This window comes from Variovorax sp. EBFNA2 (assembly GCF_033802765.1).
In the GTDB taxonomy this organism is placed as follows: Bacteria; Pseudomonadota; Gammaproteobacteria; order Burkholderiales; family Burkholderiaceae_C; genus Variovorax; species Variovorax paradoxus_H.
The window spans coordinates 4,106,667-4,122,417 of record NZ_CP138496.1 but is presented as its reverse complement, the minus strand read 5'-3'; the positions used below and the strand labels follow the sequence as shown (position 1 = coordinate 4,122,417).

The window sequence follows — 15,751 nt, the reverse complement described above, 5'->3', positions numbered from 1 at the left end:
GTGCGCGTCAGCCGGCCTTGCGGAAGGTGAGGTTGATGCGCTGCGCGCCGAGTTGAGCTTCCAGTGGATGCGGCATGTCTTTCAGCGGCAGCACGCCATGAAAGCGCAGCCGGTCCACGCCGCCCCACACCACCACGTCGCCGTGCGTCAACGGAATGCGCGCGGTCTTGTCGCCGCGCGCGAGCCCGCCGAACTGGAACACCGCCGGCATGCCCAGCGACACCGACACGATGGGCGCGCCGTGGTCGCGCTCGTCGCGGTCCTGGTGCAGTGAGAGGCGGCTGCCCGGCTGGTAGCGGTTGACCAGGCAGGCGTCGGGCGCAAAGCCGTCGAAGCCCGCCAGCGCCGCCGCGTCGCGCGCGAGCCGTGCAAAGGCCTCGGGCATCGCGGGCCAGGGCGCGCCGCTGTCGGGATCGACCGCGCTGTAGCGGTAGCCGCGCCGGTCGCTGGTCCAGCCGAGCGCGCCGCAGTTGGTCAGTGCGACCGACATGGTGAAGCCGCCCGGCGTGACCAGGTGGCGGAACGGCGCGCGCGCGGACACGTCGGCGATGGCGGCGAGCAGCGCGTCGACGCGCGGCAATGCAAAGCCCGGCAGCACGAAGGCGGCCGGGCCGATCGGCTCGCGCGCGGCGCGTGGCGGGGCGTCGAAGAGGTCGAACGTCATGGGCTCATTGTCGCCAGCGACGGGTGCGGTTCGAACCGTTGCTCGCGGCTGCATTGCATTCAAGCTGTCACAAAGCGTCACTAGCATTCCGAGCACCAAAGCAGTACCCGGCACCGCCCCGGCGCCTGCAATTCCTCCTTCGTCACAGGACCCGGCATGTCTCGCGTTGCTCGGTCACGGTGGGTGTGTGTCTTGACCCTGATCCTCGGAATTCTGTCCCTCGCGGCCGTGTCGCATGCCGGCGAACCCGCGCCATCGCCCGATGCGGCGGGGCGCATCGCCTTCGACCTGCCGGCCCAGCCGCTGGCCACCGCCGTGCAGGTCTATGCGCAGGCGACGGGGCAGTCCGTGTTCTTCGATGGGCAGCTCACCGCCGGCCTCGAATCCGCGCCGCTGCACGGCGTGTTCACACCGCGCGAGGCGCTGCAGCGCCTGCTGGCCGGCACGCGGCTGACCGCGCGCCACACCGATGCGCGCACCTTCACGCTGATCCAGGACGAGAGCGCGCCGCCCGTGGTTGCGACGGCACCCGCCGCACCTGCCGCGCCGGCGATGTCGTCGCGCGACGCCCGCGTGGTGCAGCAGGCGCTGGAGCGCACGCTGTGCCGCTGGCCGCATGCGCGCCCCGGCACCTACCGCGCGCTCGTGCAGCTGTGGGTCGGGCCCACCGGCCACGTGCGACGCACGCGGCTGCTCAGCTCCACCGGCCTCGCGCAGCGCGACGCCGCGCTCGAAGCCGCGATGAACACGCTGGTGCTCGACCGCCCGCCCGAAGGCGAGGCCGACCAGCCGCTCACGGTGCTGCTGCTGCCGCGCACCGGCGACCGCCCCGACGTCTGCGACGCAGCAATCTCTCCCTGAGCACGCCGTGGAACAGGACACCCCCGGCTTTCTGCGCAGCCTGCTGACCAGCCGCTACATCGAGTTCCGCAACCGGCTGCGTCGCCGCCTGGGCTCGGATGAGCGGGCCGACGACGTGCTGCACGAGACCTGGCTGCGTGTGCAGCGCATGAGCGACCCCGGCCCGGTGCAAAGCCCGATGGCCTACCTGCTGCGCATCGCGTCGAACGTGGCGGAAGACCGGCGCATCTCCCACGGGCGCCTGCTCGACTTCGTCGAGGTTGAGGAGCTGCTGCACTTTTCCGACGACAGCCACGACCCGGCCCGCGTCTCGGAGGCGCGCAGCGAAGTGCAGGCGCTGGAACGCGCACTCGAGGAGCTGCCGCGCCGCCGCCGCGACATCTTCATCGCCTCGCGCGTGGACGAGACGCCGCACGCCGACCTCGCGCGCCGCTACGGCGTGTCGGTGCGCATCGTCGAGCGCGAGGTGAAGGCCGCGCTGGTGCATTGCGCCGGCCGTTTGGGGCGCGATGTGATCCAGCGGTTCGGTCCCGGCGCGGGAAAACAGTCTGAGAAGACATGATGGCTGTTCCCACCCCGACCGATCGCGACCGCGCCGCGCTGGACACGCAGGCGCACGACTGGCTCGTGCGCCTGACCTCCGGCCGCGCGACCACCGGCGACGCGCAGGATTTCCGCCGCTGGTGCGCCCGCAGTCCGCAGCACGCGCAGGCGATGGCCGAGGCGACGCGCCTGTGGGATTTGACGCGTCCCGCGGCGAAAGCCCTGGCGCAGCGCATGCCCGCGATGGACGTGCCGCCGCGCGCGGCCATCGCCGTGTCGCGCCCGCCCGCGTTCGGCCGCCGCCAGTTCCTCGGCGCCGCGCTCGCGGCCGGCGCCGTCGGTTTCCTCGTGGTGCGCCCGCCCGCCGGCCTGTGGCCTGGGCTGTCCGACATGACGGCCGACTACCGCACCGGCACCGGCGAGCAGCGCCGCGTGGTGCTGGCCGATGCCGCCGCGGTGGTCGAGATGAACACCCAGACCAGCCTCAACCTTGCGCGCGGCGCCGAGGGCGAGCCGCCGGTGCTCGACATGCTCGGCGGCGAGGCGCAGGTGCTGCTCGATGCGGCGCGCCGCACGCCCTTCACCATGACGGTGGGCGGCGCGCGCCTCGTGGCCGCGGCGGCCAGCCGCTTCAACGTGCGCGCCACCGGCGGCGAGGTGTGCGTGACCTGCTTCGCGGGCTCGGTCGAGCTGCGCGATGGCGAGCGTGTGCTCATCGCCGGCGAGGCGCAGCAGATCCGCTACGGCGGCCGGCGCGAGGCCGAGGTGGCGCGCGCGCCCGACCTCGCGGCAGTAGGCGCCTGGCGCGAGCGCGTGCTGGTGTTCGACGACACGCCGCTTGCGGCCGTGGTCGACGAAATCAACCGCTACCGCCCGGGCCGGCTCATCGTCACGCGCGCCGAGCTCGGACAGCGCAAGGTGCAGGCGCGGCTGCGGCTGGACGAGCTGCCGCACGTCGAAACGCTGATTGCCGTGAGCTACGGCGCGAAGCTCACCTCGCTGCCTGCGGGCATCGTGCTGCTCGGGTAGCCGTGCTCTGTGACGCCGCTGTGAAAAAAGCAGCGCTTCGTCTTCGTTCGCAAATTCTCCCGAACTTTCGTGCCGCGCGTGTCGGTCGCATCCCGTGAGCCCGGTCTCTTCTCCAGAACGGTTTTTCTCTGGGGTATGACATGAGCAACAAGACATTCCGCCGCGCGCCGGTCGCGCACGCCGCCGCCCTCGCGCTGGCCATGGCGGGCCTGGCGGGCAATGCCCACGCGCAGCGCGCCTTCAGCGCCGCATGGATGGCGCAGAAGAACGTGGCGCAGGGCACGGCCACGGTCACGGGCTACCTGCCGAACGGCACGCCGGCCTCGATGCTGACGAACCCGCTGGCGCAGCAGCAGAAGGCCAACGAGCAGCTGCGCCAGTCGCTCGGCAACCTGGGCCTCGCGGCGCAGGCGATTGCCGCGCAGCAGGCCGCACAGGCCGCGGCGCGCGCCGCCGCGCAGAACGATCCCTCGGTGCCCGACGGCCTGGCCGACGGCGGCCTGAAGGTCGACACGAACTCGCTCAGTGCCGGCTGGCTCAACGCCCGCGCGCTGAACCGCGATTCGCAGCAGCAGGTCGACGGCCGCACCGTCGTCACCGTGGAGCAGACGGCCGACAAGGCCATCCTCAATTGGGAGACCTTCAACGTCGGGCGCAACACCACGGTCGACTTCAAGCAGCAGGCCGACTGGGCCGTGCTCAACCGCGTCAACGACCCGAAGGCGCGGCCGTCGCAGATCCAGGGCCAGATCAAGGCCGATGGCACGGTGCTCATCGCCAACCGCAACGGCGTGGTGTTCAGCGGCACCAGCCAGACCGACACGCGCAACCTCGTGGCCGCTGCCGCCCACATCGGCGACGACCAGTTCAAGGCGCGCGGCATCTATTCGAACGACACCGCACCGAGCTTCGCCACGGCCAAGGACGACCTGGGCAAGGTCGAGGTGAAGGCCGGCGCGCGGCTGACCACCAAGGAGCCCGGCTCCGTCACGCAGGGCGGCGGCTACGTGCTGCTGCTCGGCAAGGAAGTGGCCAACGCCGGCGAGATCGCCGCGCGCAAGGGCCAGGTGCAGCTCGCGGCGGGCGACAGCTTCGTGATCCGCAAGGGCGTGGGCACCGAGGCCAACGCGTTCTCGACCACGCGCGGCAACGAGATCGCGCCGCAGTTCGCGGCCGACAGCACCTCGGGCAAGGTGCGCAACACCGGCCTGCTCATGGCGCGCGAAGGCGACATCACGCTCGCGGGCCGCGAGGTGCGGCAGGACGGCGTGGCGCTTGCCACGTCCACCGTGGCCGCGCGCGGCACGGTGCACCTGCTGAACTCGGCCGCCGACACGCGCGGCAACGTGGCGGTGGGCCAGGGCGCGGTCACGGCCGTGCTCATCGAAGACGACGGCAAGGCCAGCGCGCTCGACAGCCAGCGCGATGCGCTCCTGAAGGAATCGGCCGCGCAGGACGCCGCACGCGCGCTCGTGCCGCCGGGCCTCTTCGACAACCTCTCGCGGCTGTCGGACCGCCGCGACCAGTCGCGCATCGAGATCGTCTCGGGCGGCGACATCCGCTTCGAGGGCGAGTCGCTCACGCTGGCCACCGGCGGGCAGATCGCGGCCAGTGCCACGCGCCGCAGCTTCGTGGCCGACAGGGCGCGGCTCGATGTGTCGGGCGCGGTGGGCGTGAACGTGTCGATGGCGTCGAACAACGTCAAGGTCAGCGTGCAGGGCAACGAGACGCGCGACGCACCGCGCAACCGCGAGAGCGGCGCGCTCTTCAACAACGACGTGTGGATCGACCGGCGCAAGCTCGTGCGCGTGGCGCCCGGCGTGGGCGGCTACGAGGGCGAGCGCTGGTACGCGGCGGGCGGCCTGCTCGAGGTCGGCGGCTACCTGGGCAACCAGGGCCACGGCATCGGCGAATGGGCCGCGCAGGGCGGCACGGTGGTGCTCGGCGGCAGCGAGGTGGTCACGCAGGCGGGCTCCAACGTCAACCTGTCGGGCGGTTCGCTGAACGTGCAGACCGGCTTCATGAACCAGACCTGGCTCAAGGGCAGCGACGGGCGCCTCTACAGCCTGGACAAGGCCCCGTCGGACCTGCTGTTCGACGGCGTCTACAAGGGCTTCGAGGCGGAGCACGTGCGCTGGGGCAAGGCGAACACCGACTACTTCTACAACCCGCTGATCGCGCCGCAGCGCGTGCTCGAAAACGGCTACACCGTCGGGCGCGACGCGGGCCGGCTGGTGGTGAGCGCGCCCACGGCCGTGCTCGAAGGCGAGATCGTGGCCGAGGTGTTCAACGGCGCGCAGCAGACGCGCGCCCGCGACGCCGCGCTGGACGACGGCTACCGCCAGTCGCAGACGGCGGTGGCGCGCGGCGGCGTGCTGGCGGTGGGGCACTACGGGGCGCTGGGTCGCATCGACCTGTTCGACACCGACGTGCGCTTCGGCGACGTGGCGGCGATCACGCAGCAGATGGCCGCGGCCGACGCGCTGGCCGACGAGCGCATCAACACGCTGTGGCTCGACGCGGCGCACCTGAACGCGCAGCACCTGTCGGTGCTCGACGTCGGCACGCGCGGCAGCGTCAACGTCGACAAGGCACTCACGCTCGCCGACGGCGGGCGCCTGAACCTGCTCGGCGCGTTCATCGACATCGGCGCCGACGTCACGGTGCGCGGCGGCACGCTGGAGGCCGGCAATGTGTTCACGTCGCCGGTGGCGGGCGCCCAGCCGCGCGCGCTGGTGAAGGACGCCGACTCGTCGCTCACCGTGCGCGACGGCGTCACGCTCGACCTGCGCGGACGCCGCGTCGACATCGGCACGTCCCCTGAAGACACGGCCACGCTCGCGGTCATCGACGGCGGCACCGTGCGCATGGAGCCGACGCACGGCATGACGATCGGGCAGGGCAGTCTCATCGACGTGTCGTCGGGTGCCGCTCTGCTGGCCAAGGGCAAGCAGAAGGGCGGCAAGGGCGGCAACGTGACGCTGGTAGCCGACTCGACCGCCACCAGCACCGATGCGCAGGGGCGCCTGTCGCTGGGCGGCGAGATCCGCGGCCACGGCGTGAACGGCGGCGGCACGCTGAAGCTCGAAACGGGCAACGCGCTGGTCATCGGCCTCGACCCCGCGCTGTCGGATGCGACGCAGCTCGTGCTCGACGCATCGCGCCTGCAGTCGGGCTTCTCGAGCTACGATTTCAACGGCCATGCCGGGCTCACGGTCGCGCCGGGCGCGCAGCTCGACGTGGTCATGCCGGTCTACCGCATCGCACCCGGCGCCGGTGCCGACCATGAAGGCGGCCTCGCGCTGCAGCTGTGGACCCCGCCGCTGCTGCAGCAGGACGCGGTGAACCGCCAGGTCGTGCAGCGCCAGGGCGCCGACCTCGTGCTGCGTTCGCAGCGCCGCAACACCGAAGGAGGCAACCTCGCCATCGGCGCGGGCGCGGTGGTGACCGTCGACGCGGGCCGCTCGATCCAGTTGCTCGGCAGCGGCAAGAGCAGCTTCGTGATCGACGGCCGGCTCAACGCCTGGGGCGGACGCATCGGCATCGACATCGAGGCCCCGGCCTTCACGATGCCCGAGAGCCCGTCGCTGCAGCCGCACCAGCGCTCGGTGTGGATCGGCGAAGGTGCCGTGCTCGACGTGGCGGCGCGCGCGCAGACCGGCATCGACAGCGACGGCCGCCGCTACGGCACGGTGCGCAACGGCGGCACCATTTCGATTGGCGGCGGGCTCGACTGGGAAGCCAAGGGCGCGGCCCACGCCCCCGACCTCGCGATCGTCATCCGCCCCGGCGCGGTGCTCGATGCCTCGGGCAGCCACGCGCGCATCGACGTGCCGGCGGTCGGCTCACTGTGGCGCGAACTCGACGTGGCCAGCGACGGCGGCAGCATCGTGCTGAAGTCGGCGCACAGCCTGTACCTCGACGGCACGCTGCGTGCCCATGCGGGCGGCGCGAATGCGGCCGGCGGCACGCTCGCGGTGGCGCTCGAAGCGCCGGTGTTCTCGAGGTTCTTCGCCCCCGACGACGCCGTGCGGCAGTCGCGCGAGCTGGTGCTGTCGCAGACGCAGCAGCCCAGCGGCTTGCCGGCCACGCTCAGGCCGGGCCATGCCGATGCGGCACTGGCCTACGGCAAGGGGCGCCTCGGCGTCGACCAGGTGCGGGACGGCGGCTTCGGCAACCTGTCGCTGCTGGTCAACGGCCTGCTGAGCTTCGACGGCAACGTCGACCTCACCACGGCGCAGAGCCTGCGCATCTACGCGGGCAGCTTCGCGCTGGCCGACAGCGCGGCGACCGACTCGAACGTGCGGCTCGCCTCGTCTTATCTGCGGCTGGCCGGCGTGACCGGTGCGCCGACGAAGGACGGCGAGGTGGTCTACACCACGACCTGGCGCCACGGCGCATCGACCCGCACGAGCGAGGCGGTGTTCACGGCCGAGGCCGACCACATCGACATCCGCGACCGCGTGGGCTTCGGCGCGCACGGCGAGATTGCCCTGACGGCCGGCCCCGCGGTGGTGGTGGACCGCCGCGGCTTCGACACCGTGAACATGACGAGCCGCGGCGACCTGCGCCTGCTCGGCGGCACGCCCGCGCTCGGCCTGCTCGGCGCGACCACGACCGAGCTGGCGACGATGGGCGACCTCACGCTCACCGCCGCGCAGATCTACCCCGCCACAGGCGCCAATGCGCAGATCCGCGCGGGCTACGACACGGGCCGCGTGCTCGACATCCGCCGCCAGGTCGAGGGCGACGTGGCCATGCCGCAATCGGCGTTCGGCATCCTGGCGCTCGGCGGCGACACGGTGCGCCAGGGCGGCATCGTGCGCGCCCCGCTGGGCAACCTCATCCTGGGACAGGACGGGCGCAGCACCTACGAGGCGCGCGCCAGCCTGGTCGACCTGCTGCCGGGCAGCATCACCTCGGTCAGCGGGGTCGGCCTGCTCATGCCCTACGGCGGCACGACCGACGGCATCGGCTACAGCGTTGCGGGCAATGCCATCGACAAGCGCGCCATCGGCAGCAGCGGCATTTTGCTCACGGGCGACAGCGTGGTCGGCCAGGCCGGTGCGCTGCTCGACCTGTCGGGCGGCGGCGAGCTCACGGGCGCGGGCTTCGTGAGCGGGCGCGGCGGCTCGGTCGACGTGCTGCGCACGCCGCTGGCCAATGCCAACCCGGCCAACACCTTCAGCCAGGCGGGCAACGGCGTGTACGCCATCGTGCCGGGCTTCCAGGGCGGCTACGCGCCGGTGTCGCCGGACGCGGGTGCGGGCGAGCCGGCCATCGGCCGGCAGGTCACGCTCGACCACGACGTGGGCGGCCTCAAGGCCGGCACCTACACGCTGCTGCCTTCGACTTATGCGCTGCTGCCCGGTGCCTTCCGCGTGGAAGTGGGCGCGCCCAGCGCATTGCCCGCCGCGCCGCTGCCGGCCGGCTACGGCTCGTACGTGGCGAGCGGCTACCTCGGCGTGGCGAACACGGCGGTGAAGTCGTCGCTGGCCAGCCCGCTGGTCGTCACGCCGGCGGCCGTGGTGAAGCAGCACGCCACCTACAACGAGATGGGCTACGACGCCTTCGTGGCGGCCGATGCGGCACGCCGCGGCGGCGTGCGCGGCGAGATCGCGGCCGACGCCCGCAACCTGCAGCTCGACTACTTCTATTCCAAGCCGAAGGACGGCGTGTCGATGCTGCAGTTCGACGGCACGGCGCGGTTCAACCCGGCGGCCGGCAGCGCAGGCTTCGGCGGCACGCTGTCGGTGACGGCCGTCGCCCTCGAGGTGACGGCGCCGGGCGCCGGGCGCACGGCCGGGTTCGGGGGCGCGTCGGTGCAGGCCGACCAGCTCAATGCCTTCGGCGCGCCACGGATGATCGTGGGCGGCCGCATCGATCTGCCCTATGCCGACAACTACGCGACCTTCAAGTCGAACACCGGTCACATCGTGGTGCGCAGCGGCGCGACCTTGCGCGGCGCGGAAATCTTCCTCGTGGCCGGCGGCTACGGCGACGGCATCCAGGTGGAGCAGGGCGCGTCGCTGAACACGCTGGGCGCCGGTGCGCCGGCCTATGACTCCACCGACGGCGTGGTGTTCTCGGCAGGCCGTACCGCGGTGCTGGGGCTGTCGAACGGCTGGATCAACCTGATGCCGCCCGTTGCCGAGGCCACGCCGGTCACGATCCAGGTCGGCATCTGCCCGAGCGGTGCGTGCAGCGGCCAGACCACGCTGTACGGCGAGGGCACGCTGGCCGTGGCCACGAACCGCTCGTTCACGATGGCCGACACCGTGCGCTACGGCGCGAAGAACCTGCTGCTGGCCGTGTCCTCGGTCAACCTGGGCAGCGACGCGGCGCTGCAGCAGGCCTCTGCCAACGGCCAGCTGCCGTCGGGCCTGTCGATGAACCAGGGCATCCTGGCGAACCTGCTGGCCGGCAACAAGGGTGAGGGCGTGCCCGCGGTCGAGACGCTGGTGCTGAACGCGCGCGAGTCGGTGAACATCTACGGCGCGGTGTCGCTGGACACGCTCGACCCCACCACCGGCGTGTCGTCGATCGAGCGGCTGGTGCTGGGCACGCCGGCCATCTACGGCTACGGCGGCGCGGGCGACACCGCGAAGATCACGACCGGCGAATTCATCTGGACCGGCCTCACGCCGCGCCCGCCCGGCAGCGGCGAAATCTTCCCGGGCGAGAACGCACCGGGCGGCGCCATCGGCAGCCTGCTGGGCCACGGCACGCTCGACGTATCGGCCACGCGCATCGTGCTGGGCCACGCGCCGAACACGCAGCCCGACGCGGGCTTCTCGGCCGACCGTCTCGCGCTGGGCTTCGGCACCGTCAACCTGAACGCGAGCGAGCGCATCACCGCCAACGCCAAGGGCACGCTGGGCGTGTACGAGCAGCAGGGCGCGTACGTGACCGGCAAGGGCTACGAGTACACGGGCGGTCAGTTGAACCTGCGCGCGCCGCTGCTCACGGGCGAGGCCGGCTCGAACAACCGCATCACGGCGGGCGGCGACATCGTCGTCAGCGCACCGGCAGGCGCACAGTCGGCCGGCGACGTGCCGCTGGGCGCGCAACTGGCGCTCACGGGCCGCCACATCACCATCGACGGCACGGTCGGCCTGCCCTCGGGCAAGCTGCAGCTCACGGCCAGCGGCGACGTGACGCTCACCGCGAACTCGCGCATCGACCTCGCGGGACAGCCCGTGAAGTTCTTCGAGCAGACGCGCTACAGCCGCGGCGGCGACCTCGAGGTGACCAGCACCGCGGGCAACATCGTGCAGGCGGCGGGCTCGGTGATCGACCTGTCGGCCACGCACAACCGCGGCGGCACGATGCAGGCAACGGCGCTGGGCGCGGGCGCGGGCCGCATCGACCTGGGCGGGCGCATCCTCGGCACGGCCAGCGGCGCCTATGACGCGGGCGGCACGGTGGTGCCCTACGACGCGGCCGAGATCAATGTGCGCGGCCAGACCGTGGCCGACTTCGCGGGCCTGAACACGCGCCTGAACGAAGGCGGCGTGACCGGCGCGCGGCGCTTCCAGATCAAGCAGGGCGACCTCGCCATCGGCGACGAAGTGAAGGCGCGCGTGGTCGAGGTCGCGGTCGACGGCGGCAGCCTCACGGTAAACGGCCGCATCGACGCGAGCGGCTTCCAGGTGGGCGCGATCCGCCTCGCGGCCAAGGGCGACCTCACGGTCAACGGCACGCTCGACGCGCACGCCACCGGCCTGCGCGTGGACAGCTACGGCAAGATCATCGACAGCCCGAACCGGGCCATCGTCGACCTCACCAGCACGCACGGCACATTGACGCTGGGCAGCGGCGTGGCCATCGACCTGCGCGCGGGCACGGGCGTGAGCGCGGCGCAAGGCAACGACGGTGCGGCGCGCGGCACGCTCGCGCTGAACGCACCGCGACGCGGCGACAACGATGTGGCGATCGGCGTCAACGGCACGCCTGCGATCCAGGGCGCAAAGACCATCGCGGTCAACGCCTTCCGCACCTACAGCGACCTTGCATACGCCACCGAGCCTGACGTGACCGGCCGCACGCCGCAGCTGATCACGCAGAAATTCTTCGATGAAGTCGTCGACCCGGAGAACAGCGCCTTCATCGACAAGGCGCTGGCCAACACCTCGCTGTCGGCGCGCCTCGCGGGCCTGGGCAGCTATCACCTGCGCCCCGGCGTGGAGATCGTCAGCCAGACCGCCGACGGCGACCTCAGCGTGGTCGGCGACATCGACCTCTCTGGCTACCGCTACGGCCCGGGTGCCGATCGCAACGACCCGGCGCGGCGCGGCTTCGGCGAGCCCGGCGTGCTGGTGATCCGCGCGGGTGGCAACCTCAACGTGTACGGCAGCATCAACGACGGCTTCGCGCCGCCGCCGGCCACGCCCGACGACAAGGGCTGGTACCTCGCCGAGCAGCGCACGAAGTTCGGCACCCCGTTCACGCCCGACGGCGGCGACATCGTCGTGCCGATCGACGGCGTGGTGCTCGACAAGGGCACCGTGTTCCCGAAGGACGCGCTGCTCAACTACGACGTGCCCGCCGAAGCCATGGTGCTGCCGACCGGCACGGTGCTGCCGGTGACTGCGACCCTGGGCGCGGCCTACACGCTGCCCGCCGGCACGGTGCTGCGCGCCAACGTCTACTACGCCGACGGCAGCCTTCGTCTGAAGGCGGGCACGGTGCTGGGCGAGGCCGTGACGCTCGACAGCGGCATGCAGCTGGGCGCAGGCACCGCGTTGCGCGGCGAGGCCAGCGTGCAGGCGCTGGTGTGGCCCAAGGGCGTGCGCCTGCCGGTCGCGATGAAGGCCGACGGCACCATCGCACTGGCACGCGGCGCACTGATTCCGTCGATGACCGATGTCCAGCTGCCCGGCGACGCGGCCGTCAACCTGCGGCCCGAAGTCGACGGCGTGCAGGGCCGCAACTGGGCCGTGGCGCCGATGCTGGGGCAGGGCGCGACGAGCTGGAGCCTGCAGCTCACGGCCGGCGCCGACCTGGAGTCGGCCGACCGCCGCGCGGTCGACCCCGCCAAGCACGGCGCGCTCATCCTGGCCGACAGCCACGCGATGTACAACGTCAGGCTCATGCCCGGCGGCACCGGCTTTGTGTGGGGCCCAGGCGGCCCTGCACTCGGCTACGAAGAGGGAACACCGGTGGGCGAGCTCGAGTTCTCGGTGGGCTACTGCGATTGGGGTGGTCCGGATGCCTGCAAGGTCGATCCGACGCGCCTCTCCTATTTCTGGGGGCCCGGGGGCGTCGACCTGGACCCGAGCTTCGTCGAGGGCACGCCAGTCCTGCCCGATTACGTCACGCTCTGCGAATGGGGGCCGAGCATCTGCACGACGGTCATCAACCCCGTCAAGGACGTCACCAGATACACGCCGCTGTCGCCGATGTTCAGCGTGCTGCGCACCGGCACCGGCGACCTGGGCCTGGCGGCGGCCGGCAATTTGGTCATGGAGTCGCCGTTCGGCGTCTACACGGCCGGCACGCGCTCGGCGCCGCTGCGCGATGCCAACGGCCTCGACCCGTTCAACCTCGCACGCGGCAACGCGGTCGGCGGCTCGGTGATCGGGCCGCAGACGGCGGACTACAGCGCCGCGCTCGCGGCCTACCAGGCCTGGTATCCCGAGCACGGCGGCAACCTCGACATCACGGTGGGCGGCAATGTCGTCGGCGACGTCTGGGGCCACTTCGCGGGCGAGCGCGCACAGATGCCGAGCGCCGCGGTGGGCAACTGGCTGTGGCGCCAGGGATCGGGCACGGCCCTGGCCGGCAGCGACCGCATCGCCACGTCGTGGTGGATCAACTTCGGCACCTACGCGCTGCCGGCCGGCGTGGAGTTCAGCACCGACAGCAGCCCGGAGCCCTACCTGGTGGGCTTCACCGGCATGGGCACCTTGGGCGGCGGCAACCTCACGCTGCGCGCGGGCGGCGACGCGGGCCTGACCACGCGACTGGGCAACGCCCCGCTGTGGCAGCGCAGCGAAGCCATCGTGGCGGCGGTCGGCAGCACCGGCCGTGTCGATGCGAACGGCCAGCTGACGCTCACCGGCGGCGGTGACCTGCAGCTGCGCATCGGCGGCGTCGTCAATCCGAACCTGGCCGCAGCGCAATACGCAAGCTATGGCGTCAACGCGCAGTACCAGGACCTCAATGGCGCCCTGGTCAACCTGCGCGGCGCGGCCACCGTGTCGGCCGCCGCCATCGGCGGCATCGAGCTGCGCTACCGCAAGGCCGAGCGTTCGATTCCGGGCCAGGAAGGCGATGCGATGGACACACGCCCGATCGACCCCTTCGTCCCGACCATCGGCATCGGCAACGCGGGCATCGTGCTCGTGCCGGGCGACTCGGCGATGTACCTGGACACGCCGGGCGACCTGGTGCTCACGAGCGTGGCCGACGCAGGCCGCGCGCGGGTGCCGAACAGCTCGGCCTTCAAGCTCGGCGGCACCGAGTACGGCATCGGCCAGGGCTGGTTCACGCTGTGGACCGACCGCACCGCGATCAACCTGTTCAGCGCCGGCGGCAACCTCACGCCCGGCACCGACCTGGCGAACCTGCAGCCCAGCGGCCGGTACCTCGGCAGCATCAACATGAGCGACAACGTCACGGTCTATCCGTCGATCCTGCGCGCGACGGCGGCCTCGGGCAGCCTGTACCACGGCTTCTCGGCCACGCCCGGCACGCAGGCGCCGGGCCGTGCACTGGTGCTCGCGCCGTCGGCTTCGGGCGCGCTTGAGTTCCTGGCCGGCAACTCGCTGTTCGGCGGCGGCTATCCGGTGGGCATGTCGGGTGCGGTCACGCCGCTGCCCACGCCATGGGCGCCTGCGTTCGTCGGCTACGACGCGATGCAGCGGCCGGTGGTCTACAACACCAGTTCGGAGGGCTCGTTGACCGGGTCGCTCGGCGTGCCGAACTATGGGGAGGTCGACCGCCATCCGTTGTTCGCCTTCGGACCGGACACGCTGGGCAGCCGCGCGCTGCACGCGGCCGATGCGCCGCCCTCGCTGTTCTACGCGGCCAAGGGCGACATCCTGGGCCTGGCCAGCGGCACGGCGCGCAAGGTGGATTCCAGCGGCCAACCCGTGCCCGAGACCTGGTACCGCTCGGCCGCACCGGCACGCATCCGCGCCGGGCGCGACATCGTCGGCACCGAGGCGCTGATCGTGAACAACGACCCGCGCGACGTGTCGCTGATCGAGGCTGGGCGCGACATCCTGTATGCGAACGTGCAGGTCGCGGGCCCCGGCGCGCTGGAAATCTCGGCCGGCCGCCACATCACGCAGGACGACCGCGCCAGCGTGGTCAGCCGCGGTGCACTGGCCGAGGGCGACACGCGCCCCGGCGCGAGCATTGCGATGATGGCCGGCATGGGCGCCGCAGGTCCCGACTTCTCGGCCATCGTCGACCGCTACCTCGACCCCGCGAAGCGCGCCGAGTCGGGCCCCGGCCAGTCGCTGGCGAGCCAGCCCGGCCGCGTGGTGAAAACGTATGACGCCGAGCTGGCCGCATGGCTCAAGGAGCGCTACGGCTTCGTCGCCACCAGCGCCGACGTGAAGGACCCGGGCAGCGCGCTCGCGTACTTCAAGGCGCTGGCACCGGAGCAACAGCGCGTGTTCCTGCGCGGCGTGTACTTCGCCGAGCTGCGTGCGGGCGGACGCGAATACAACGACGTGGACGGCCCGCGCTACGGCAGCTACCTGCGCGGTCGCGGCATGATCGCCACGCTGTTTCCCGACCTCGACGCGGCGGGCCAGGAGATCGTGCGCACCGGCGACATCATCCTGTACGGCCCTTCGGGCGTGCACACCGATTTCGGCGGCGACATCCAGATGCTCGCGCCGGGCGGCCAGATCGTGGTGGGCGTGCAGGGCGCGGTGCCGCCGGGCAGCGCGGGCGTCATCACGCAGGGCAGCGGACACATCCAGCTGTTCAGCGAAGGCAGCCTGCTCCTGGGCCTGTCGCGCGTGATGACCACCTTCGGTGGCGACGTGCTGGCCTGGTCGGAGCAGGGCGACATCAACGCCGGCCGGGGTTCGAAGACCACGCTGGTCTACACGCCGCCCAAGCGCGTGTACGACAACATCGGCAACGTGAAGCTCTCGTCGCAGGTGCCCAGCTCGGGCGCCGGCCTGGCCACGCTGGCGCCCATCGCCGAAGTGCCGGCGGGCGACATGGACCTCATCGCGCCACTGGGCACCATCGACGCGGGCGAAGCGGGCATCCGCGTGTCGGGCAGCGTGAACCTCGCGGCCTTGCAGGTGGTGAACGCGGCCAACATCCAGGTCAAGGGCCAGTCGGCCGGCCTGCCGGTGGTGGCGTCGGTGAACGTGGGCGCGCTGAGCAATGCCAGCGCCGCGGCCTCCCAGGCCACGGCGGCGGCGCAGGACGTGATGCAGCGCGAACGTGCGGCGGCGCGCCAGAGTCTGCCGTCGGTGTTCTCGGTGCGCGTGCTGGGCTTCGGCAACGAGCCCGCCGACGGTGCGGCCGCGCCGTCCGATGCGGGCCGCGCCACGGCGCGCCCGGTGGGCTACGACGAGAGCAGCCCCGTGCAGGTTCTGGGCCGCGGGCCGCTGGGCGATGCGCAGAAGACCAAGCTCACGGCGCAGGAGCGGCGCTTGCTGGGGCAGTGACAGGGAAGGG

Annotated in this window: 5 protein-coding genes; 4 read left to right on the top strand and 1 reads right to left on the bottom strand. The window is 72.0% G+C overall.

Annotated elements, in window-relative coordinates; translation table 11 throughout:
• Positions 1–7 precede the first annotated feature (7 nt).
• On the bottom strand, positions 8–664 hold the full coding sequence (gene alkB, locus RZE79_RS19430) for a DNA oxidative demethylase AlkB (RefSeq protein ID WP_319356086.1): 657 nt from the start codon (positions 662–664) through the stop codon (positions 8–10).
• Positions 665–856: 192 nt separating this feature from the next.
• Between alkB and RZE79_RS19425 the strand changes: the two genes are divergently transcribed.
• The 4 genes from RZE79_RS19425 (at position 857) to RZE79_RS19410 (ending at position 15,741) form a co-directional block, all read left to right on the top strand.
• Positions 857–1,525 carry an STN domain-containing protein gene (locus RZE79_RS19425; protein ID WP_319356084.1) on the top strand — a complete coding sequence of 223 codons (669 nt, stop codon included), beginning with the start codon at positions 857–859 and terminating at the stop codon, positions 1,523–1,525.
• A gap of 7 nt (positions 1,526–1,532) precedes the next feature.
• Entirely contained in the window at positions 1,533–2,087 is a 555-nt protein-coding gene (locus RZE79_RS19420; protein ID WP_099790409.1) for an RNA polymerase sigma factor, read from the top strand.
• Positions 2,087–3,097 carry a DUF4880 domain-containing protein gene (locus RZE79_RS19415; protein WP_319356082.1) on the top strand — a complete coding sequence of 337 codons (1,011 nt, stop codon included), beginning with the start codon at positions 2,087–2,089 and terminating at the stop codon, positions 3,095–3,097. Before RZE79_RS19420 ends, RZE79_RS19415 begins: the two co-directional genes overlap by 1 nt.
• Before the next feature lie 140 nt (positions 3,098–3,237).
• Positions 3,238–15,741, top strand: coding sequence for a filamentous haemagglutinin family protein (locus RZE79_RS19410; protein WP_319356080.1), 12,504 nt, complete (start codon positions 3,238–3,240; stop codon positions 15,739–15,741).
• Positions 15,742–15,751 lie beyond the last annotated feature (10 nt).